The organism is Flavobacterium sp., assembly GCF_027484705.1.
Classification (GTDB): domain Bacteria; phylum Bacteroidota; class Bacteroidia; order Flavobacteriales; family Flavobacteriaceae; genus Flavobacterium.
In genome coordinates, this window is record NZ_JAIXSL010000005.1 from 1 (window position 1) to 21,964 (window position 21,964).

17 protein-coding genes are annotated in these 21,964 nt (G+C 40.7%); 9 read left to right on the forward strand and 8 right to left on the reverse strand.

Annotated elements, in window-relative coordinates:
* Positions 1 to 211: 211 nt before the first annotated feature.
* A complete protein-coding gene (gene xerA, locus Q0058_RS01475; RefSeq protein ID WP_298220959.1) occupies positions 212 to 1,255 on the reverse strand; it encodes a site-specific tyrosine recombinase/integron integrase in 1,044 nt (347 codons plus the stop codon).
* 115 nt (positions 1,256 to 1,370) lie between these two features.
* Here xerA and Q0058_RS01480 point away from each other — a divergent pair, with 115 nt between their 5' ends.
* Positions 1,371 to 2,390 (forward strand): quinone-dependent dihydroorotate dehydrogenase, encoded by a 1,020-nt coding sequence (locus Q0058_RS01480; protein WP_298220960.1) that lies wholly within the window; start codon positions 1,371 to 1,373, stop codon positions 2,388 to 2,390.
* Here the strand turns inward: Q0058_RS01480 and Q0058_RS01485 are convergent.
* A complete protein-coding gene (locus tag Q0058_RS01485; protein ID WP_298220961.1) occupies positions 2,376 to 3,086 on the reverse strand; it encodes a DUF3307 domain-containing protein in 711 nt (236 codons plus the stop codon). The genes Q0058_RS01480 and Q0058_RS01485 overlap by 15 nt on opposite strands.
* The gene (locus tag Q0058_RS01490; RefSeq protein ID WP_298220962.1) at positions 3,083 to 3,688 is read right to left on the reverse strand and encodes a hypothetical protein; all 606 of its coding nucleotides are present in this window, start codon (positions 3,686 to 3,688) and stop codon (positions 3,083 to 3,085) included. The genes Q0058_RS01485 and Q0058_RS01490 overlap by 4 nt, the downstream gene beginning before the upstream one ends.
* A 166-nt stretch (positions 3,689 to 3,854) precedes the next feature.
* On the opposite strand from Q0058_RS01490, the gene Q0058_RS01495 reads away from it, so the two are divergent.
* A complete protein-coding gene (locus tag Q0058_RS01495; protein ID WP_298220963.1) occupies positions 3,855 to 4,718 on the forward strand; it encodes a hydroxymethylglutaryl-CoA lyase in 864 nt (287 codons plus the stop codon).
* A gap of 80 nt (positions 4,719 to 4,798) precedes the next feature.
* On the opposite strand, the gene Q0058_RS01500 is transcribed toward Q0058_RS01495, so the two are convergent.
* A complete protein-coding gene (locus Q0058_RS01500; RefSeq protein WP_298220964.1) occupies positions 4,799 to 7,294 on the reverse strand; it encodes a cation-translocating P-type ATPase in 2,496 nt (831 codons plus the stop codon).
* A 154-nt stretch (positions 7,295 to 7,448) separates the two neighbouring features.
* Between Q0058_RS01500 and guaB the strand changes: the two genes are divergently transcribed.
* Both guaB and Q0058_RS01510 read left to right on the forward strand, forming a co-directional pair.
* Positions 7,449 to 8,921 carry an IMP dehydrogenase gene (gene guaB, locus Q0058_RS01505; protein WP_298220965.1) on the forward strand — a complete coding sequence of 491 codons (1,473 nt, stop codon included), beginning with the start codon at positions 7,449 to 7,451 and terminating at the stop codon, positions 8,919 to 8,921.
* A 164-nt stretch (positions 8,922 to 9,085) separates the two neighbouring features.
* A complete protein-coding gene (locus Q0058_RS01510) occupies positions 9,086 to 10,807 on the forward strand; it encodes a hypothetical protein (RefSeq protein ID WP_298220966.1) in 1,722 nt (573 codons plus the stop codon).
* Here Q0058_RS01510 and Q0058_RS01515 read toward each other — a convergent pair.
* Positions 10,804 to 11,325: a hypothetical protein gene (locus tag Q0058_RS01515; RefSeq protein ID WP_298220967.1), complete on the reverse strand. Its 522-nt coding sequence runs from the start codon at positions 11,323 to 11,325 to the stop codon at positions 10,804 to 10,806. The genes Q0058_RS01510 and Q0058_RS01515 overlap by 4 nt on opposite strands.
* A 139-nt stretch (positions 11,326 to 11,464) precedes the next feature.
* Here Q0058_RS01515 and Q0058_RS01520 point away from each other — a divergent pair, with 139 nt between their 5' ends.
* The 3 genes from Q0058_RS01520 (at position 11,465) to Q0058_RS01530 (ending at position 15,837) form a co-directional block, all read left to right on the forward strand.
* Positions 11,465 to 12,664: a carboxypeptidase-like regulatory domain-containing protein gene (locus Q0058_RS01520; RefSeq protein WP_298220968.1), complete on the forward strand. Its 1,200-nt coding sequence runs from the start codon at positions 11,465 to 11,467 to the stop codon at positions 12,662 to 12,664.
* A 96-nt stretch (positions 12,665 to 12,760) separates the two neighbouring features.
* The gene (locus Q0058_RS01525) at positions 12,761 to 15,085 is read left to right on the forward strand and encodes an ATP-dependent helicase (protein WP_298220969.1); all 2,325 of its coding nucleotides are present in this window, start codon (positions 12,761 to 12,763) and stop codon (positions 15,083 to 15,085) included.
* Between the two features lie 131 nt (positions 15,086 to 15,216).
* Positions 15,217 to 15,837, forward strand: coding sequence for an L-threonylcarbamoyladenylate synthase (locus tag Q0058_RS01530; RefSeq protein ID WP_298220970.1), 621 nt, complete (start codon positions 15,217 to 15,219; stop codon positions 15,835 to 15,837).
* 87 nt (positions 15,838 to 15,924) lie between these two features.
* On the opposite strand, the gene Q0058_RS01535 is transcribed toward Q0058_RS01530, so the two are convergent.
* The 3 genes from Q0058_RS01535 to Q0058_RS01545 form a co-directional block, all read right to left on the reverse strand.
* A complete protein-coding gene (locus Q0058_RS01535) occupies positions 15,925 to 16,767 on the reverse strand; it encodes an OmpA family protein (RefSeq protein WP_298220971.1) in 843 nt (280 codons plus the stop codon).
* Positions 16,768 to 16,847: 80 nt separating this feature from the next.
* Positions 16,848 to 17,855: a glycosyltransferase family 2 protein gene (locus tag Q0058_RS01540; RefSeq protein ID WP_298220972.1), complete on the reverse strand. Its 1,008-nt coding sequence runs from the start codon at positions 17,853 to 17,855 to the stop codon at positions 16,848 to 16,850.
* The gene (locus tag Q0058_RS01545) at positions 17,856 to 18,308 is read right to left on the reverse strand and encodes a type I restriction enzyme HsdR N-terminal domain-containing protein (RefSeq protein ID WP_298220973.1); all 453 of its coding nucleotides are present in this window, start codon (positions 18,306 to 18,308) and stop codon (positions 17,856 to 17,858) included.
* A 154-nt stretch (positions 18,309 to 18,462) separates the two neighbouring features.
* On the opposite strand from Q0058_RS01545, the gene holA reads away from it, so the two are divergent.
* A complete protein-coding gene (holA, locus tag Q0058_RS01550; protein WP_298220974.1) occupies positions 18,463 to 19,467 on the forward strand; it encodes a DNA polymerase III subunit delta in 1,005 nt (334 codons plus the stop codon).
* A 38-nt stretch (positions 19,468 to 19,505) separates the two neighbouring features.
* The gene (locus tag Q0058_RS01555; protein WP_298220975.1) at positions 19,506 to 21,704 is read left to right on the forward strand and encodes a TonB-dependent receptor; all 2,199 of its coding nucleotides are present in this window, start codon (positions 19,506 to 19,508) and stop codon (positions 21,702 to 21,704) included.
* Positions 21,705 to 21,964: the final 260 nt, after the last annotated feature.

The following is a 21,964-nucleotide window of genomic DNA, read 5'->3' on the forward strand; positions in this document are numbered from 1 at the left end:
AATATGTCATATTTTGTATCAATAGGAATAACCTCTTCATTCTGTCCAAAGGAACAAAAAGCTAATAATAAAAGTAATAATGTTATTTGAAGTCTCATTTTTTAATCATTTCTGGTAACTACTTTATACCTCCATAAAATTCATCCAAAAACATCATTTTCCGAATAGATAAGTATGAAAATATGGGCGTTTTATTTTGCTAATATACTAATTATAAGTCGTCAAACGGGCTTCTGATTTGTTGAAGGTTTTTTGTGCTTACATGAGTATATATTTCAGTAGTTTTACTACTGCTGTGGCCCAATAATTCCTGAATGTAGCGTAAATCTGTTCCGCTCTCCAGCAAATGAGTTGCATAACTATGACGTAACCAATGCAAGGAAACAGGTTTATCTATTCCAGCCTTTTCTAGAGCCAGTTTTAAGACGCTTTGCAGGCTTTTTTCTGAATAACGTTCGCCTTTATTTTGACCTTCAAACAACCAGACTTTGGGTTTGTAGCCCATATAATATTCGCGCAACATGTTTAAAATTCTCGGCGATAATGGCGCTATACGATCTTTTTTGCCTTTCGCTTGATGAATAAAAATGAGGTTTCTTTTAGAGTCGATGTCGGCGGGTTTTAGGTTCAGCAATTCCCCGCGCCGCAATCCGCAACTGTAGATCAGGCAAAGCATCACTCGATGTTTTATGTTGACATGCGCATTCAAAATAAGCCTGACTTCTTCCTTGCTTAGCACATTGGGGAGCAGTCTTTCGCGCTTCGGGCGATGGATTGCGCTCATTTCGATTTTCTTATTTTGTACCGTTGAATAAAATAATTTGATTGCATTGACGATTTGATTTTGGTAGGATGGCGATAGATTATTCTTCAATATATAGTCGTTATTGAATTGGATCAGATCGTCATTTGAAATTTCCTTAACAGATTTATCCTTAAAAAAATACAGGAAATTACCCAAACATTCCGTATAAGTTTTGATGGTGTTAGGACTGTATCTTTTCGACAACAACCAGTTTTTGAATTTCTGTGCCTGCTCCAAATTGTCTAATGTGGGAATTTTTAAAGGTTCAGCTGTGATTTTGAAGCGGTGTCGGTTTTCTTCCGTGTCGGGCAGATGCCATACTTTCAGAGATTGGCTCCATCGGGCATCAACGATGGCTCTCATTCGCTCGATGTAAATCGGATCATATTCAAAAGAAACAGCAATGCGTTTCTCGAGTTTGTAGATAATCAGTTTGGCTTTCCATTCCATGGCGTGTATATTTTATAGCTATTCGTAATTAAAACTAAAGATATAAAAAATAATAAATCGATGTTGGCTTTTGTTTTTGTGGTAAATGCTATTTTTGCAGCACAACAACACTACTATGTACAAACTTCTAATTCGTCCCATTCTTTTCTGGTTTGATCCTGAAAAGGTGCATTATTTTACATTTACCTGGATACGGCGTCTGTCTAAAATTCCGGGAATGACTTTACTATTTCGTAAGCTTTATTTCGTGGATGATTCCAGATTGGAGCGTGAAGTATTCGGATTGACCTTTAAAAACCCTGTTGGGCTTGCGGCTGGTTTCGATAAGGATGCCAAACTTTATCAGGAACTTTCGAACTTCGGATTTGGATTCATCGAAATCGGAACTTTGACGCCAAAACCTCAAGATGGAAATCCTAAAAAACGCTTGTTCCGGTTAAAAGAAGATCAGGCCATTATCAATCGCATGGGATTCAACAATGGCGGCGTAGAAGCTGCTGTTTTAAGATTGAAAGAGAATCATGGTGTGCTCATCGGCGGGAATATCGGTAAAAACAAACTGACACCCAACGAAAACGCTACGTCTGATTATGAGATCTGTTTTGAGGCTTTGTATGAGGTTGTAGATTATTTCGTGGTCAATGTAAGTTCTCCGAATACCCCGAATTTACGCGAACTTCAGGATAAAAAGCCGTTGACGGAATTATTACAGACACTTCAAAATAAAAACGAAACCAAGGCCAAGCCAAAACCGATTTTGTTGAAAATCGCACCCGATTTGACTGATGAACAGCTTTTGGATATCATTGATATTGTAAAAACCACAAAAATCGCCGGAGTGATTGCTACGAATACTACGACTTCAAGAGAAAATTTGCATTCTGAAAATCAAAAGGAAGTTGGCGGATTATCAGGAAAGCCACTCACGAACCGTTCGACGGAAGTCATTCGGTTTCTTTCCCAGAAAAGCAACAAAGCCTTTCCGATTATTGGCGTAGGAGGTATCCATACAGCGAAAGATGCGCTCGATAAATTGGAGGCAGGAGCGAGCTTGGTCCAATTATACACTGGATTTATCTACGAAGGCCCAGCGTTGGTAAAAGCAATCAATAAGAAAATCTTAGAGCGATTGTAAAGCGAATTCGACTACAAAACCTGTAACCATTGCTATTCCGAAACTTAACAGTGTTCCGATCAATACGTATTCGGTGAGTTTGCGGTCTTTGGCTTCTTTGAGATCGCCGAACCTGAAAATCGATTTTGCGGCCAATAGAAATCCGATGGCTTCAAAATGGCCCGTGATGATAAAAAAGAAAACGAACAAGCGTTCGAGGATTCCGATGTAATTTCCTGCGTTTTCCAATGAATCGTCTTTTTGATTCTGTTCTTCGGGCGTCCAGATCGAGATGCTGTTTTTAATGGTGATCGATGTTGGTTTGGTTAATAAAATTATGCCTGTGGCTACAATCCAAAATCTGTTGTCGAAATCGTAAAAGACTATTTTTTGATGGTGGTAAAAGTAGGCGATTCCCAATAAAATCAATACGTGTAGAGCTTGATCCACAACAAACCAAAGGCGCTTGGTTTTATTTTTCTGGAAATGTAATTTTAAAAAATCAATGAAACCGTGCGTAATCGCCAACACCAACGCCCATTTTCCAAAAGCCATTTCGCCCACGATGATCCAAGCCAAAATACCGTGAAGCAAGGTGTGGAGATACAAATAAACACTTTTGTATTGTTGTTTCTCTTTGTCTTTGACCCAAGCTGTCGGTTGCAACAGAAAGTCGCCCAACAAATGCGCTAAAAGCAATTTCACGAACAGCATCATAGCGTTTTCATTTTTTGTTTGTAGTAGTTTTCGAGTTCGAGCACCAGATCAAATTGAGCGCGTTTGCGTCTGCGGCTTACGGCGGCCTGATTGATTTTTAGCAGGTTTCCCATTTCTTCCTGCGACAATGTCGGATTTTCAATCGCCATCAGAACGAATTCTGCAGACTGTACAAGCCAATGGTTCATGAACGTTTGAGATAATCTTAGCATCAGATTCATTTCTTCATCGAGAATGGCATTTCCAGTATTGACTGCTAAAGTATTTTTCTGTTTTCTCAACTGTTCGAAAAGTTCTCCAGAGCGTACGAATGCGGTTCCGTTGCTTTCCGATATTTTATCAGTAGCGTAGGTTTTATCGCCAATACCGATGCTCATGCGGGCGTCGAGTTTAATCGTTTTTAGATAGGCTTTGATTTTTATCGCGGTTCTAAGCGCTTCTTCAGGTTCGGAAACTTCAAGCTGAAACTCATCGCCGCGGAAAATTTCCCATTGTTCCGGGTTGCTTCCGTGTGTATTCAAAATGCGTTTCAAACCATCCATCCAAAGGGTTGAGGACAGTTTTCTCGAGTTGATGATATCGCCGGTGATAATACTAATCATGTTCAAATATAATAAAAGTTTCTATGAAATCACTTATTACCAAATAACGTAATATTAAAAATTATTACCAAATAACGTAATATTTATGATTATTACCAAATAATGTAATATTAATTTTACTTCAAACGATTTCGTACTATCAATTTCTTTGTTATATTTGGCCTTCATGAAACCAATCAAAATCATCGAATGTCCGCGCGACGCCATGCAAGGCATCAAGCCTTTTATCCCTACGGAACGAAAGGTTTCCTACATACAGTCGTTGTTACGCGTGGGTTTTGATACGATCGATTTTGGCAGTTTCGTTTCGCCCAAAGCCATTCCGCAGATGCAGGATACCGCTGAGGTTCTAGCGCAACTTGATTTATCGCAGACTACCAGCAAACTACTCGCGATTATCGCCAATACGCAAGGTGCGGTTTCGGCTTCACAGCACAAAGAAATACAATATTTAGGTTTTCCATTTTCCATTTCAGAGAACTTCCAGATGCGGAATACGCACAAAACCATTGCGGAATCATTGATCACTTTACAGGAAATCCTGAACATTGCCGACCAAAGCAACAAAGAAGTCGTCGCTTACCTTTCGATGGGTTTCGGAAATCCGTACGGCGATCCGTGGAATGTAGAAATCGTAGGCGAGTGGACCGAAAAACTCTCCCAAATGGGCGTCAAGATTCTGTCACTTTCTGATACCGTCGGAAGCTCCACGCCCGAAGTGATTACGTACTTGTTTTCAAACCTGATTCCCAAATATCCGCAAATCGAATTCGGGGCGCACCTGCATACCACGCCCGACAAATGGTTCGAGAAAATTGATGCGGCCTATAAAGCCGGTTGCCGACGTTACGATGGCGCGATTCAGGGTTTTGGAGGTTGTCCGATGGCGAAAGACGATCTTACAGGCAATATGCCGACCGAGAAATTGTTGTCTTATTTCACGGCACAAAAGGAAAACACGGGCACAAGTCCGATGAGTTTCGAGAGCAGTTACAACGAAGCCTCAAAGCTTTTTGGCGAGTTTCATTAGAAGCTAATCCCGCTGTCATTCCAATCTTTGTCTTTCTAAAGAAGAAAGCCAAAGGATATTCCCTTCCATCGGGGCTAGGGTTATCGTCTGCGCACCAACTTATAGATTTCAATCCACAAAACGGCCACGCTACCGACCAAAATACTGACGCCTAATTGCGCGCCACTAATCGCATCGAAAGCGAAAAATTTAGAGAACACAGGCACAAACAGCAACAACGAAGTAATCAAAACCGTAATCCCGATAATCAGCGGCACAAGGTTGTTTTTATATCGGATCGTCGTAATTATCGAATAGTAAAACGAGCGGTTTTCTAAAGTCAGTACAATATTGGCGACAATCAAAGTAAGGAACACAATGGTTCTTGTTTGCGCTTCCGTACAGTTTTCCGCAATACAATACTGATAAACGAACAGCAATCCGAGCGTAATCACCAAACCTTGAATGATGCTGATCGTAATTTCTTTCCAGTTGAAAAAAGTTGTGGTCAGCGGTCTGGGTTTCTGTAACATCAGGTTACTTTCCATCGGTTCGTTTTCATAAATGATCGAACAGGTCGGACCCATGATGATTTCCAAAAAGATGATGTGTACCGGCGAGAAAATATTCGGATACATCCAACCCAAAGCGAGTGGTAGAAACACAATCAGGATAATCGGAATGTGGATCGAGATGATATATTGTATCGCTTTTTTAAGGTTGACGTAAATTTTCCGTCCCATCGCAATCGCGTCGGTCATTTTCGAAAAATCATCGTCTACCAATATAAGGTTCGCAGCTTCTTTGGCAATCTCAGTTCCTTTTTTGCCCATCGCTATTCCGATGTGCGCTGATTTCAACGCAGGACCGTCGTTCACACCATCACCGGTCATCGCCACGATCTGATGGCTGTCTTTGAGCGCTTCGATGATTTTGAGTTTGGCTTCGGGAAACATTCTCGTGAAGATGCTGGTTTCGAGGACTTTCTCTTTTAAGGTAGCCTTGTCCATGGTCATTAAGGCATCGCCATTTAGAACTGCGGCATTGTTTTTAAAATCCACTTGTTTGGCAATGGTTGCTGTCGTCGCGGCATTATCTCCGGTGACGATTTTCACCTCGATTCCGGCTTTGTAGAATGTTTCCAGAACGGCTTTGATATTGGCTTTCGGCGGATCGTAAAAAGCGACCAAACCTTTAAATTGGAATTTAAATTCCTGTTGCGTTTTTGGATAATCTTTTCCGGTAAAGTCAGCCACGCCAACTCCTAACACGCGATAACCTTGATTGGACATATTATCGACTGCGTCAAGAATCTGTTGGGTTTCTTTTTTGGAAAGTTTCGAACAGGCGATTAAGGCTTCAGGCGCTCCTTTAGCAGCGATGATGCGGTTTCCTTTTTTGTTTTCAAAAATATGCGTCATCATCGGCGGTTTGCCGCTCAGTGGATATTCATGGACGAGTTTGTAATCAGGGCGTTCGTCTTTGGTTTTGAGTTTGGTGTAAGCTTCGTGCAAAGCGATTTCCATGGCGTCAAACGGAATCGGTTCGCTGGCCCACATCGACAAAGTCAATAATTCCTGAGCGTTGGTAGTAAGTTTCTCGTTAGGATTTTGAATCGCATCATCAGCCAATGTATACCATTGTGCCAAACTCATTTTATTTTCGGTTAGCGTTCCGGTTTTGTCGGTGCAGATTACGGTCGCGCTTCCTAAAGTTTCTACGGTTTTGGTTTGTTTGACGATGATGCCCATTTTGAGCAATCGCCAAGCACCCAAAGCCATAAAAGAAGTGAAAGCCACCGGAATTTCTTCAGGAATCACGCTCATGGCAATCGTCAGCGCTTTGAGCAAACTCGCCAGAAATTGTTGCGAATGATAGTAATTGATGCCCCAGACAATCGCAAAAATGATTAATCCAATAACCGACATTTTTTTGACGAAGTTGGTGATCTGAATCTGTAGCGGTGTTTTTTCTTCTTCAATCGAAGCGATACTGGCACCGATTTTTCCGAGCTGGGTTTGGTTTCCAATCGCGATTACTTTGCAGATGGCCAAACCGCTGGCTGTGATGGTTCCTTGAAAAACCTGTTTGTTTTCGGATGTTTCATTTTTGAACACTGCTAAAGATTCGCCAGTCAGAATCGATTCATTTACGGAAAAATCATTCGATTGAAGGATTATTCCATCTGCCGGAATAAAGGCGCCTTCTTCAATTTGAACACAATCGCCCAAAACAATTTCTTCGCTCGGGATTTCAATCAGATTCCCGCCGCGTATCACTTTGCTTTTGGGTTGCGACAATTTGCGTAACGATTCAATCGCGTTGTGGCTTCTTGATTCCTGATATAAAGAAATGGCTGAAACCAATACAATCGCTGCGGTCATAAAGATGCCATCGCCATAATCGCCAGTGATAAAATAAATGGTTGCAGCGGCGATTAGCAAAATAAACATAGGTTCTTTTACCATGTCTTCTAAAGAATGCCAGAAATGATTTTTTTCCTGATGCTTCAGGGAATTTTCTCCGTTGGTGATTCTGGATTGCCGTACTTCGCTTTCAGAAAGTCCGGATATGATTTGGTTTTGTGTTGTCGTCATCACGATGGAAGTAAGGTTAAAATTGAAATGAAGTGATTCGGATTCAATCTTTTACTTCTTGCAATTTACTCATTTTTTATGATAAAATTATTACACTTTTCCGGCTAAAATTATCTATATTTGCCCGCAATTTAACTACAACACACAAATTGCAATGAAGGCACACCACTCCAAAATCGTCGGTGAAGGATTAACCTACGACGATGTCCTGCTCGTTCCGAATTACTCTAATATTTTACCGCGTGAAGTCAGTATTCAGTCGAAATTTTCGAGGAATATCACGCTCAACGTTCCTATAGTTTCTGCCGCAATGGATACCGTCACCGAAAGCTCGATGGCCATTGCGATGGCTCAGGAAGGCGGTATTGGCGTTTTACACAAGAACATGACCATAGAACAACAAGCTGCGAAAGTACGTAAAGTGAAGCGTGCCGAATCGGGAATGATCATCGATCCGGTGACTTTGCCTTTAACTGCTACGGTTGCCGATGCGAAAAACGCGATGAAAGAATTCGGTATAGGAGGAATTCCTATAGTTGATGACCAGAAAATTTTAAAAGGTATCGTAACCAACCGCGATTTGCGTTTTGAAAAGAACAATGTGCGACCGATTGTTGAGGTGATGACGAGTGAGAACTTAATTACCGTTGCAGAAGGTACTTCGCTCGAACAAGCGGAAGTGGTTTTACAAGGAAATAAGATTGAGAAACTTCCCGTCGTCAATACCGATTATAAACTGGTAGGATTGATTACGTTCAGAGATATTACCAAACTCACCCAAAAACCTATTGCGAATAAAGATACTTTCGGTCGTTTGCGCGTAGCTGCTGCGATTGGCGTTACCGCTGATGCCGTTCATAGAGCCGAAGCTTTGGTCAATGCCGGCGTGGATGCGATCATCATTGACACTGCACACGGACATACGGAAGGCGTCGTTACGGTTCTGAAAGAAGTCAAAACAAAATTCCCAAACCTTGATGTGATTGTCGGCAACATTGCTACTGCAGAAGCCGCCCAATTTCTAGTGGCGCACGGCGCTGATGGTGTTAAAGTCGGTATCGGTCCGGGTTCCATTTGTACGACTAGGGTAGTGGCAGGCGTTGGTTTTCCTCAATTTTCTGCGGTTCTGGAAGTAGCGGCTGCAATTAAAGGCAGTGGCGTTCCCGTGATTGCTGATGGTGGCATCCGATATACAGGTGACATTCCAAAAGCGATAGCCGCGGGAGCTGATTGTGTGATGCTCGGTTCGTTGCTTGCCGGAACAAAAGAATCTCCCGGTGAAACCATTATTTTTGAAGGAAGAAAATTCAAATCGTATCGTGGCATGGGTTCGGTGGAAGCGATGCAGGAAGGTTCCAAAGACCGTTATTTTCAGGATGTGGAAGACGATGTAAAGAAACTGGTTCCTGAAGGAATTGTAGGTCGCGTTCCTTACAAAGGCGAACTCAACGAAAGCATGCAACAATTCATTGGCGGATTGCGCGCCGGAATGGGGTATTGCGGCTCCAAAGACATTCCGACTTTGCAGGAAACCGGAAGGTTTGTTCGTATCACTGCAAGTGGCATTAATGAAAGCCATCCGCATAATGTGACCATTACTAAAGAAGCTCCGAATTATTCGAGGTAAATCAACAAGAGGTTCTCAATATTTAAAAGCCGTCCGTTCGTGATGGCTTTTTGTTTTTTGGGAACATCGAATTCTAACCCAAAACGCTTGAATTCTAAGTGACAACAACTGCAGCGGATTAATTCTTTACATTTGAGATATTCTTCACCAACAAACTATTGATTATGAAAAAAATCCAATGCCTTTTCGCTTTTTTATGCCTCGCAATCATCAGCTGTAATCCTAGTGATGACAGTGATTCGGATACAAATCCAGATACTGATTTTACTAAAAATTTCGGAGCTTCGGCTTCTCGGGATTTTATTGGTCAGGTGGTCGATGTTAATAATCAACCGATTCAAAATGCTAGGATAAGTATAGGAACATCTTCGGTACAAACCGATGTGAATGGCGTTTTTATAATCAATGGGGCAAACGTGCATGAGAAATTCGCCTACATCACAGCTAACAAAGCCGGTTATATTGACGGTTCGCGCGCTATGGTTCCAACAAATGGAAAGAATAACGTGAAAATCATGATGATTCCGGCCACTCCAATCGCCACGATTGCATCAGGAACATCTAGTGAAGTGGCGCTTCCTTCAGGAACCAAAGTGCTTTTTGACGGCGCGTTTGAAACCGAATCTGGAGCAGCTTATTCAGGAAGTGTTGCGGTTTCAATGTTTCATTTGACACCATCGAATCAGGATATCAGCAGTCTGATGCCAGGAATGTTATATGCTCAAGCAGCCGACGGAACAGCCAAAGTATTACAGACTTTCGGCATGATGCAAGTGGAATTGCGCGGCAGTGGTGGGGAAAAATTACAAATTGCAAAAACACATACCGCACAAATTAAAATGCAAATTGACGCCTCACAAATGGCAACGGCACCAAGCAGTATTCCGTTATGGCATTTTGATGAAGCCAAAGGTTATTGGATAGAAGAAGGTTCCGCTACTAAAGTTGGGAATCAATATGTTGGGAATGTGAGCCATTTTTCTTGGTGGAACTGTGATGCGTGTTTTCCAACAGTTCGTTTAAGCACAAAAATTGTTGATAGTAATGGAAATCCAATTTCGTATGTATCGGCCAATTTGACCTATGATTTTCAAACGGCATCTGGTTTTACAGATGATGATGGGGCTGTTTCGGGTTTAATTCCTGTCAATCAGATATTGACTTTAGAAGTGTATTCAACCCAAGGCTGCGTTATATATACTTCAACCATAGGTCCTTTTTCTGTTGATACAGCGCTTCCGGATATCATCATTACTAACACTTCAAATCTATTTTCTACTTTAGTACAAGGGAATTTATTAAAGTGCGATAATACAAATGTTACCAATGGATATGTTATGCTATATTCTAATTATCAAACCCAGGTTTCGGCAGTAACTAACGGGGCATTCAATTTTAATAAAATTTATTGCGGCGCTAACACTAACTTTAAACTAAAGGGTTTTGATTATGATAGCTTGCAATCAACGGATTCTGTTAGTTACCATTTTGCAACACCAATAACCAATGTTGGAAACCTTGCTGCCTGCAATACTGTTACAGAATTTATTTCCTATAAAATTGATAATGAAGTTACAGTGTTTTTGATTGATAATTTAAATGCATACGTTAAAACCAATGAATTTTATATAAATGGAACTAGTCAGGACCAATCAATGACAATTACCGGAAATGTTTTTGTTCCGGGAGTTTATACTTCATCTGAATTTACAATAGAAGGAACTAGTTTGAATATCTATGGAATTACCCCTAATACGATTCAATTCAATTTAAGTCAATTTGGTGAAGTTGGGCAATACCTTGATTTGACTTTTAATGGAACTTATACCGATAAAACAGGAACACATTCGGTAACTGGTGTTGCTCATGTGAGAAGAGACAATTAAAGAAACGCCTTCAACTCATTTTTCAAATAACTCATAGCGGCGCTGCTCGGTGTCGCTTTTTCCATTAAATCGCTTAAGATTACTTCGCGCAGTTTGTCGGCACTGTCTACACGGTCGCTCATGTTGGCTTTGCGGATCATCTGAATCGTAGCATTTTTAGCCGTGACGATGATGGTCCAGCATTCGTCGGTCATGTAGATTTGTTGCGTCAGGTTGTGGTCGAATTCCTGTTCGATTTGGGCAATCACTAAATTCTCATAATCGTTTTTGTCTTGTGAAAGTGGCGTAATGCGAATCAATAATTTCGTCGGATTGATGCGTTCCAGAAACAAAGCCATGCGTTCGAAAGCCTGCAATCTCAATGGCAAAGCATCTTTTTGGTTTTCTTTCTGCAACAACCATCGGCGGGTGTTTTGTTGGTCTTTGAAATAAGCTGTAAACAAGTAATAAGCGACACCGCCCGTAATCAGTGAAGGAATCGTATAACTTAAAATCTCGATGAGTTTTGTGGTTTCCATAGTTTGTTTTTTATCGCAGCAAAAATAGGATAATAGTTAGGGAACTGAAATGAATTTAAAATTTTGTTTTGAAATTTTTAGCAATGTTTTAAAGTCCTCATGATTTCCATTATATTAGCTCGAACTAAAATCGGATGTTATGAAAAGTTTGTATGCCTTTGCTTTACTATTGTTGTGCAGTGCCACCTTTGCTCAGAATATTGCGATCCGCGGCCTAATCAAAGATGCTGCGACCAAAGAACCTGTGATTGCCGTTTCTGTGGGCGTACAAAATTCCGGATTGGGAACCATTTCCAATGAAGAAGGCGTTTTTCAAATGACCGTTCCCAAAACAGCTACGATTGTGATGTCGTTTTTGGGTTATAAAACCAAGATGGTTCCGGTTGCTGAATTCAAAGACGAAACCACTATATTTTTAGAACAAAGTGAGGAAGTGCTCGAAGAAGTCATGGTGACCAAGATACCATTGTATGTTTATTTAAGAGAAGTGGTGGCGATTTCCAAAGCAAGATTTAATAAGCCTATTCTTTTGCACACTTATTATAGAGAGTTTGTGAAATCGAATAATAAACATGTCAAGTTTTCCGATGGTTTGCTCGATTACCATATCAGTGGCACTACTAAAAAGACAAAATCCGACGTGGTCATCAAACAGAACCGTTCCTATTTATTGGTAAATGACGAAGAAGACGAAGGTTCGAGTTCATTGCAGAACTTGCAGACTGCGATTTCGAGGAGTTATGAATTTCGTTATTTTACAGAACGACTGCTTGACGAAAAACACTACGAAGATTATGATTTTACCTTGAAATCTAAGAAAGATAAATCAGGCGATGAGCAGTATGCGATTTCTTTTGAACCTAAACCTGAAATAGAGAAACCGCTATTCAAAGGCACGGTTACTTTCGATCCGAAAACAAAATTGATTAGCGAAGTCGAAGCTGTAATGGCGCCTTCTCACATGAAATATATTGGTTCGATTAACCTGCTTATCGCAAGAATCTCGATTTTAGATTCGAAATATAAAGCAGCTTTTAAAATAGTCAACAATAACTATTTCATGAATTATTGCAATCGCTATGGTAAGATGCGAATCTGGAATAAAAAACATGATTATTTGGAAGAATCGAGAAGTGACCTGATTGTAACTGATTTTGAAAAAGATGATCTGAAGTACAATAAAAAAGAGGTTTACAACAAAAAGCGCCTGTTCGACAAACCCACTTTCTTTACGGAAAAATTCTGGCAAAAGAACAACGCAATCGTATTGACCTCTGAAGAAGAAAAAATCATTTCCTCACTCGAAAAAGAAGCGGCATCCGCTCCAAAAACAGAATAATTCCATTTCCGGAATGTTGAAAAATTTGGCTTTATTCTTCCCCGCGAAATGCGTATTTTTGCGTTCAGTCTGAACGAACCCAGCCACCCAAAAGCAATGCAAAAACATATCAGCCAGCTCAACGAAGCCCAACAACAGCCTGTTCTGCAGAAAGACGGACCGATGATCATCATTGCCGGTGCCGGTTCCGGAAAAACCCGAGTGCTCACGATAAGAATCGCTTATCTGATGAGCCAGGGTGTAGACGCGTTCAGTATTTTGGCACTTACGTTTACCAACAAAGCGGCGCGTGAAATGAAAAACCGCATCTCGCAGATTGTCGGTGCGAGTGAAGCTAAGAATTTATGGATGGGAACTTTTCACTCGGTTTTTGCGCGTATTCTTCGTGCGGAAGCCGATAAATTAGGCTATCCGTCGAACTTTACGATTTACGATACGCAAGACAGTGTGCGATTGATTTCGGCAATCATAAAAGAGATGCAACTCGATAAAGACATCTACAAACCGAAGCAGATTTTGGGTCGGATTTCATCGTACAAGAACAGTTTGATTACGGTCAAAGCGTATTTTAACAATCCCGAATTGCAGGAAGCCGATGCGATGAGCAAGAAGCCGCGACTCGGGGATATTTACCAGCATTACGTAGACCGTTGTTTCAAAGCCGGCGCTATGGATTTTGATGATTTGTTGCTGAAAACCAACGAATTGCTCAATCGCTTTCCTGACGTTTTGGCGAAGTATCAGGACCGTTTCCGTTACATACTGGTTGATGAGTACCAGGATACGAACCATTCCCAATACCTGATCGTACGCGCTTTGTCGGATCGGTTCCAGAATATCTGCGTCGTTGGTGATGACGCGCAAAGTATCTATGCATTTCGTGGCGCCAATATCAATAATATCCTCAATTTCCAGAAGGATTATGACAATGTGCAGACTTATCGTCTGGAGCAGAATTACCGTTCGACCAAAAATATAGTCGAAGCCGCAAATTCGATTATCGATAAAAACAAAACCAAACTTGATAAAATCGTCTGGACGGCCAATGATTTCGGGAATAAAATTAAAGTAAACCGCAGCATTACCGACAGCGAAGAAGGCCGTTACGTAGCGAGCACCATTTGGGAACAGAAGATGCTGAACCAAATGACCAATGGTCAGTTTGCGATTTTATACCGAACCAATGCGCAATCACGTGCGATGGAAGACGCGCTCAGAAAGCGTGATATTCCGTATAGAATTTATGGCGGGCTTTCGTTCTACCAAAGAAAAGAAATCAAAGACGTACTGTGCTATTTGCGTTTGGTGATCAATCCGAAAGATGAGGAAGCGCTGATTCGTGTAATTAATTATCCCGCAAGAGGCATTGGCGATACTACGGTTGAAAAACTTGTCGTGGCGGCCAATCATTACAAACGCTCGGTTTTTGAAGTGATGCAGAACATCGACAAAATCGATCTTAAGCTTAATTCAGGAACCAAAACTAAGTTGCAGGATTTCGTAACGATGATTCAGAGTTTCCAAGTCATTAATGAAAATCAGGATGCTTTTTACCTTGCCGATCATGTGGCCAAAAAAACCGGATTGGTTCAGGAACTCAAGAAAGACGGCACACCCGAAGGCATTGCGAAAATCGAAAATATAGAGGAATTATTAAACGGTATCAAAGATTTCACCGAAGGCCAGAAGGAAATTGATGGTGCGCGTGGTGCGTTGTCCGAATTCCTCGAAGATGTGGCTTTGGCGACCGACCTTGACAAAGATACCGGTGATGACGACCGCGTCGCTTTGATGACGATTCACTTGGCCAAAGGACTTGAATTTCCGTATGTGTTTATCGTAGGCATGGAAGAAGATTTGTTTCCTAGCGCGATGAGCATCAGCACGAGAAGCGAACTCGAAGAAGAACGGCGTTTGTTCTACGTGGCTTTAACAAGAGCTGAAAAACAGGCTTACCTGACTTATGCGCAATCGCGTTACCGTTGGGGCAAACTCACTGATAGCGAACCGTCGCGTTTTATTGATGAAATCGATGGGCAGTATCTTGAATACCTTTCCGTCGAAGAAAACAATTACCGCTACAAACCGATGATCGATACCGATATTTTCGGCGACATCGACAAATCGAAATTGCGTTTAGCAAAACCCGTAAGTGGCACGCCTCCAAAAAAATACGGCGAAGAACCTACATCAATCATTCGTAAATTGAAACCCGTCTCTGGCAATGCGCCTTCGAACGCTCCGAATTTGTTTGATTCCAAATTAACCGTCGGCAATATCGTGATGCACGAACGCTTCGGAAAAGGCGAAGTCATCAATCTCGAAGGTGTTGGCGCTGATAAAAAAGCGGAAATCAAGTTTGAAGTCGGAGGTATCAAAAAACTATTGTTGCGTTTTGCCAAACTTGATGTCATTGGATAATTAATTATTTTGAATTTTAAATTATAAATTTTGAATTGTCGTACATTTAGATTTCTGATTCGAAGTTGCTGCATCGACTATTAGTGTTTCGGTAATCATTCATCATTTAAAATTCAAAATTCAAAATTTCAATGGCCCAGTTCATCAAAATATACGAAGACAAACCCAACGAAGCCGCGATCAAAAAGGTTGTCGATGTTTTGCGCAATGGCGGTTTGGTCATTTATCCGACCGATACGGTTTATGGTTTAGGCTGCGACATCACCAACACTAAAGCCTTAGAGCGCATCGCCAAAATCAAAGGCATCAAACTCGAGAAAGCGAATTTTTCGTTCGTCTGCCACGATTTGAGCAACCTGTCGGATTATGTGAAACAGATCGATACATCAACTTTCAAGCTTCTGAAACGCGCTTTGCCCGGTCCTTATACTTTCATTTTACCCGGAAATAACAACCTGCCGAAAGAATTCAAAAAGAAAACTACGGTAGGAATTCGTGTTCCGGCTAATAATATCGCCTTAGAAATTGTGAAGATGCTCGGCAATCCAATCGTATCAACTTCGATCCATGACGATGATGAGGTTCTTGAATATTCAACCGATCCGGAATTAATTTTCGAGAAATGGCAAAACCTTGTAGATCTCGTGATTGATGGCGGTTATGGCGATAACATCGGTTCGACGATTATCGATTTGTCAGGTTATGAACCTGTTGTAGTTCGCGAAGGCAAAGGTGATGCGGATATTTTTTAGATTTTTGGACTGTAAGATTTTGAGGTTATAAGACAAAAAAAAAACGCCCTGACAATCAAGGCGTTTTTTTATGGATTATATTGAAAATTATTTCGTCGGTTTCTTCATTTCTTTTTCAATCATATCGTAGAATTCATCAATTTTCGGCATCACGACGATTCTGGTTCTTCTGTTTTTAGAGCGGTTGTCGGCGGTGTTGTTGTCTACTAATGGAATATATTCGCTTCTTCCGGCAGCAATCAATTGCGCAGGATTTACTTTCAGTTCTTTGGTTAAAACCCTAACGATGGCCGTAGCACGTTTGACGCTTAAATCCCAGTTGTCTAGTAAAATTGCGTTGCCTGTGAACGGAACATTATCGGTGTGGCCTTCGACCATACATTCGAAAGTAGGTTTATCATTGATGACTTTCGCTACTTTGCCTAACACTTCTTTGGCTCTGTCGCTGACCATATAACTGCCGCTTTTGAACAACAATTTATCAGCAATCGAGATAAACACAACGCCTTTCTCGACATTCACTTCAATATCCGGATCAGAAATCCCTACGGAACTTTTGAGGCTCGTTACTAAGGCTAAGGTTACGCTGTCTTTTTTGGTCAACGCATCTTGCATTCTCGTGATTTTAAGGTCTTTTTCTTTGATGGTTTCCAAAGCTTTTTCAATATTCTGAGCGCCTTGAGTCGTTAAGGTTGTCATGTTGCCCATATTGTTGATCAAATCGGAATTGTTTTTCTTTAAGAAATCAATTTGGCTTGACATCGCTTCTTTTTCGCTAAGGCAAAGATTGAGTTTTACGGTAGTCGAATTCAACAAATCCTGACAATCTTTATTTTGTTTCTCTAGGGCGGCGATTTTCTTTTTCGTGCCACACGAAGTGGTTAAAATGAAGGCCACTAACGATAAGGCGATAATGATTTTTCTATTCATGGTCTAAAATTTTGAGTTTGTATTAAGGTGTTTGATTAGGCTCCAAATTTAACATTTAAAAACCAGTAATGTTAAAGAAATCAACTTAAACTAATGTTAAAAATCTTTTCAAATGTCTTCTGGTTCCTGATGAAGTAACGGTAGATAATGCTTTTTGTTATGAAGTAATCGCGGAATTGTTGTTGCGCCCGCTTTTTATAATTCTTTGAAAACAAACCGTAAAACGAAAAGTGCGCTTTGATGATGGCGAAAGTATGCAACGGTTTTCGTTTCAATAAAAATTGAATTCCGGCCAATCCGTCAAGTATCAGACGCATCAAAAGAATTTTGTACAAACCTGATTTTGGTAAATTCTTGACGAGCATCAACAGCGAATTCCTGAAATTTAAAAAAGTTTTTTTCGGATTTCCTTGTTGTAAAGTCGCGCCGCCGACATGATAAACCACCGATTTTGAAGTGTATTGTATCTGATGCCCAAGATTGAAAGCACGCCAGCACAAATCAATCTCTTCCTGATGCGCGAAGAAATCTTCATCAAAACCATGAAGCGCATCAAACACCGATTTTCGGATGAAAAAACAAGCGCCCGAAGCCCAGAAAATTTTAGCATCGTCGTCGTATTGGTGCGTATCTTTTTCAACGGTTTCAAAAATGCGGCCGCGGCAAAAAGGATAACCGTATCGGTCTATAAATCCGCCAGCGGCTCCGGCATATTCGAAATATTCCTTGTTCTTATAATCGAGGATTTTGGGCTGGATGATCGCAGTTTTCGGTTCGTTTTGGAATTTTTCTATAATTGGTTTAAGCCAATTCGGAGTGACTTCTATATCAGAATTTACGAGCGCATAAATATCAGCTTCGATATGTTTCAACGCTTCGTTATAACCGCCTGCATAGCCGGAATTGCTCGCGTTCTGAACGATTTGAACAGTAGGAAAATGAGATCGCACAAAAGCAACCGAATCATCCGTAGAAGCATTGTCGGCGACATAAATGCTGGCTTGTGGAGAATTATCCACGACCGAAGGCAGAAATTGTTCGAGCAACTTTTGGCCGTTCCAGTTTAAGATGACTACTGCGATTTTCATTTAATTGTCCCTTTTAATTTCAGGCAGTTCTTTAAGAAATTGATATTGTTCCTGTTCGAAATTCATCTGGCAAAAGTAATGATTCTGTCCGTTGGTCAGCATCAGATATTGCGCTTTCATCGTGAGGTTGTAGCGCGCGATCTGGTCGAAAGTGTTTTGGGTGATTTTGACTTCGGGCGCTTTGCATTCCACGAGCAGGAAAATCGAGCCGTCGGGATTAAATACCACGATGTCGTAGCGTTTGGTCAAACCGTTAATCTTGAGGACTTTTTCAACATTGATCCATGATTTCGGGTATTTTTTTTCGGTCAACAGGTATTGTACGACGTGTTGACGTACCCATTCTTCAGGTGTCAGAATCACAAATTTTTTCCGCAGTTCGTCGAAAATAGCGATTTTATTTTCACTATTTTTGAAACGGAACTGGTAAGTCGGAAAATTGAGTTTTTGCATGGCGTAAAAGTAAATGTTTTGAACTAACAAGGCAAGATTTGATTTGGAGTCGATTGCCCTAGCCCCGATAGGAACGGTTATCCTTTTGTGGCGGCGTTCGCCATAAAAGATATGAGTGTATAGCGGGAACCAGCTCCTAAAAACAATAAAATCAATGGATGAAGTAGTAAAAATTGTAAACGATATTAAAGGCGGAAAGATCAAACCGATTTATTTCCTGATGGGCGAGGAGCCGTATTATATCGATAAGTTGTCTGATTTTATTGAGCAGCATGTGTTGTCGGAAGAGGAAAAAGGCTTCAACCAGACGGTGCTTTACGGACGCGATGTTTCGGTCGAAGATATTATTGCTACGTGTAAACGTTACCCAATGATGGCCGAGCGCCAAGTCGTGATTGTCAAGGAAGCACAGGATCTGACCAAAACCATCGACAAGTTTGAAAGTTATGCCGAAAACCCAATGCCAACCACGGTTTTGGTAATTTGCTACAAATATAAAACGCTCGACAAACGCAAGAAAGTCACGAAACAGTTCGACAAAAACGGACTTGTTTACGAAAGCAAAAAACTTTACGAAAACCAAATAGGCGAGTGGATCAAGCGCGTGTTGCAGGGAAAAAATTACGCCATCGAACCCAAAGCCGCCGCAATGCTTGTGGAATTTTTGGGTACGGATTTGAGTAAAATCAATAACGAACTGGAAAAGTTGCAGATCATTCTTCCGAAAGGCAGCACCATTACCGCCAAACATATTGAAGACAATATCGGTTTCAGTAAGGATTATAATGTGTTTGAATTGCGCAAAGCGATCGGCGACAAAAACCAACTTAAAGCGTACCAAATCGCGCAATATTTCGCCGACAATCCGAAAGACAATCCGATGGTCGTGACTACGAGTTTGGTGTTTAGTTTTTTTGTAAACCTGCTTCAATATCATGGTTTGAAAGATAAAAACCCGAAAAATGTGGCTGCGGCGCTGAAAGTAAATCCTTATTTTTTGAAGGATTATGATATTGCGCTTAAAAATTATCCGATGAAAAAAGTCAGCGCGGTCGTCGCCAAACTCCGTGATATCGATGTGAAAAGTAAAGGCGTTGGCGCGAATTCATTATCAAACCACGATTTGCTTAAGGAAATGCTGGTGAGTGTTTTCAATTGAGGGTTATGTTATTTAAACACTTATGTAATTTCCAAAGTATGAGGAAAACGTTCTTGATGCTGATTTGTTGCTGTTCTTGGTCTTGCTTTTCTCAGATTCAAATCGACTCCACAAAATCTATAAAACTGGATGAAATATTGGTCAATCCGTCGCGGCATGTACAATCGAAACGAACCACACCACAACATATTGAAAGCATTTCTAAAAAGGAAATCGAGTTTCAAAACATGCCCACCACGGCCGATTTACTGGCCAATTCGGGAAAGTTATCGGTTCAAAAATCGCAGCAAGGCGGCGGAAGTCCTGTGATTCGTGGCTTTGAAGCCAGCAGGGTTTTACTTCTTGTTGATGGTGTGCGGATGAACAATCTGATTTACCGCGCCGGACATTTGCAGAACAGCATTACCGTTGATAAAAACATGCTCGAAAAAGTAGACGTTTTGTTTGGGCCATCGTCGACGAATTATGGCAGTGATGCGCTCGGTGGTGCGATTTATCTGCAGACCAAATCGGCGCAACTGCTCTCTCAAAATGGCAATAAAAAGTTCTCGGGTGATGCGCTTTCGAGTTATAGTTCGGTGAATGAAGGGAAATCCGTTCATGTCGATTTTAATTTGGCCCGCCAAAAATGGGCTTCGCTTTCTTCGGTTTCGGTGAACGAATTCGGAGATTTGAAAATGGGAGAAAAACGCAATGGCTCTAATGACTTTTTTGGGGAACGACCTTATTATGTTGAAACTATAAATGGTGTTGACCAGCAAGTTGTGAATGACAATAAATATGTGCAGAAATTCTCTGGTTACAAGCAATACGATTTGATGCAGAAAGTAGTTTTTCAACCCAATTCGAATGTGACGCATAGTTTAAATTTGCAATATTCTACGACTTCAGATATTCCGCGTTACGACCGTTTAACTGATTTGAGTTCGAATGGAAATTTGCGCTCGGCCGTTTGGAAATACGGTCCGCAAAAGCGTTTTCTTTCGATATACAAACTCACGAAAGACGAGGTTTTTAAGCATACCAAAATGAATGTCAACCTGAGTTATCAAAATGTTGAAGAAAGCAGAATCAACAGAAATTTTGGCAGCTCTAAACTGAATTCAAGAATAGAGAAAGTATCCGTCATCGCTTTAAGTTCTGATTTCAACACCAAAATAAACAACGGTCATTTGACCTATGGCGTTGATATTTATCGCGATGGTTTACAGTCGACAGCTTTTCAAGAAAACATTGCCACAGGTGCTCAAGTAGATATAGACACGCGGTATCCGGATGGCAATAACAGTACTTTCAGAGCGGAAGGTTTTGTGTCGTTTACGGATAATTTCAATCCGGAATTATCTTATAGTATCAGTGCCAGAGCAGGTTATACGACGTTAAAAAGTAAAATCGATACTAATTTTTTCAACTTACCTTTTACGTCGATAGAACAGCAAAATGCGATTTATAGCGGCGCATTCGGAATCGTCAATAATCCGACTAAAAACTTGAAACTGGCTTTCAATTTGGCTTCTGCTTATCGCGTTCCGAATATTGATGATTTGGCAAAAATATTTGAATCCGCGCCAGGGACTTTGATTGTTCCCAACGAAAATCTCAAACCCGAGAAAACGGTCACCGCAGATGTAAGTGTTACGTTATGGGATGGGAATCGTTTCCAGTTTGAGAATGTGTTTTTTGTCACCAAACTCTTTGACCCGATACAAACCGATACTTATACTTTCAACGGGCAATCGACTATTGAATATGAAGGAACAACAAGTATTATTTTAGCCAATCAAAACCAAGGGAAAGGCCATTTAGCTGGGTTTATGTCGGTGATGAAAGCGCAAATATTCAAGGCATTGTTGTTTGAAGGCACGTTCAATTTTACTCAAGGTCGTATTCATAATGCCGACGGAAGATTTCCTTTAGATCACATTGCTCCGATTTACGGTAAAGTGGGTTTGACTTATCAATCTAAAATCGCCAATGTTGAAGGTTATATGTTGTATAATGGTAAAAAGGATGTTGCGGAATATTCACCAAGCGGAGAAGATAATTTGCAGTATGCTACGCCAAATGGAATGCCGTCATGGCAAACTTACAATCTGAAAGCTGCTTTTTTCCCGATTAAAAGCACTACAATATTTACTGGAGTTGAAAATATTCTAGACATCCAATACCGCACCTTTTCATCGGGAATCAATGCGCCGGGAAGAAACTTTTATTTGGGTGCGAAGTATCATTTTTAAGACCATTAAAATCGTTTGTTGATCTGCGGTTAGTTGTTGATTTTTAAAGCTTTATTGTTGAAAATAGCGAGGATTTAGATTGTTTTTTTTATATACAGCGGTTGTTAAATAGATTCGAAAATATGTTCGCAATGAGTACCATTTTTTTAGTCTGTAGCATGACCTCATTCTGTTTATTCTGTTCATCCTTAATTTTTTTATTGTTTTAAATTTTAAGAATCATGTTTTTGAAAGCCTGAGCAGTTGTTGGTAAGGAAATA

What these genes read in the sequence shown, in the direction of transcription:
- xerA (WP_298220959.1), bottom strand. Translation starts at nt 1,255, where the DNA reads ATGGAATGGAAAGCCAAACTGATTATCTACAAACTCGAGAAACGCATT.
- Q0058_RS01480 (WP_298220960.1), top strand. Translation starts at nt 1,371, where the DNA reads ATGTACAAACTTCTAATTCGTCCCATTCTTTTCTGGTTTGATCCTGAA.
- Q0058_RS01485 (WP_298220961.1), bottom strand. Translation starts at nt 3,086, where the DNA reads ATGATGCTGTTCGTGAAATTGCTTTTAGCGCATTTGTTGGGCGACTTT.
- Q0058_RS01490 (WP_298220962.1), bottom strand. Translation starts at nt 3,688, where the DNA reads ATGATTAGTATTATCACCGGCGATATCATCAACTCGAGAAAACTGTCC.
- Q0058_RS01495 (WP_298220963.1), top strand. Translation starts at nt 3,855, where the DNA reads ATGAAACCAATCAAAATCATCGAATGTCCGCGCGACGCCATGCAAGGC.
- Q0058_RS01500 (WP_298220964.1), bottom strand. Translation starts at nt 7,294, where the DNA reads ATGACGACAACACAAAACCAAATCATATCCGGACTTTCTGAAAGCGAA.
- guaB (WP_298220965.1), top strand. Translation starts at nt 7,449, where the DNA reads ATGAAGGCACACCACTCCAAAATCGTCGGTGAAGGATTAACCTACGAC.
- Q0058_RS01510 (WP_298220966.1), top strand. Translation starts at nt 9,086, where the DNA reads ATGAAAAAAATCCAATGCCTTTTCGCTTTTTTATGCCTCGCAATCATC.
- Q0058_RS01515 (WP_298220967.1), bottom strand. Translation starts at nt 11,325, where the DNA reads ATGGAAACCACAAAACTCATCGAGATTTTAAGTTATACGATTCCTTCA.
- Q0058_RS01520 (WP_298220968.1), top strand. Translation starts at nt 11,465, where the DNA reads ATGAAAAGTTTGTATGCCTTTGCTTTACTATTGTTGTGCAGTGCCACC.
- Q0058_RS01525 (WP_298220969.1), top strand. Translation starts at nt 12,761, where the DNA reads ATGCAAAAACATATCAGCCAGCTCAACGAAGCCCAACAACAGCCTGTT.
- Q0058_RS01530 (WP_298220970.1), top strand. Translation starts at nt 15,217, where the DNA reads ATGGCCCAGTTCATCAAAATATACGAAGACAAACCCAACGAAGCCGCG.
- Q0058_RS01535 (WP_298220971.1), bottom strand. Translation starts at nt 16,767, where the DNA reads ATGAATAGAAAAATCATTATCGCCTTATCGTTAGTGGCCTTCATTTTA.
- Q0058_RS01540 (WP_298220972.1), bottom strand. Translation starts at nt 17,855, where the DNA reads ATGAAAATCGCAGTAGTCATCTTAAACTGGAACGGCCAAAAGTTGCTC.
- Q0058_RS01545 (WP_298220973.1), bottom strand. Translation starts at nt 18,308, where the DNA reads ATGCAAAAACTCAATTTTCCGACTTACCAGTTCCGTTTCAAAAATAGT.
- holA (WP_298220974.1), top strand. Translation starts at nt 18,463, where the DNA reads ATGGATGAAGTAGTAAAAATTGTAAACGATATTAAAGGCGGAAAGATC.
- Q0058_RS01555 (WP_298220975.1), top strand. Translation starts at nt 19,506, where the DNA reads ATGAGGAAAACGTTCTTGATGCTGATTTGTTGCTGTTCTTGGTCTTGC.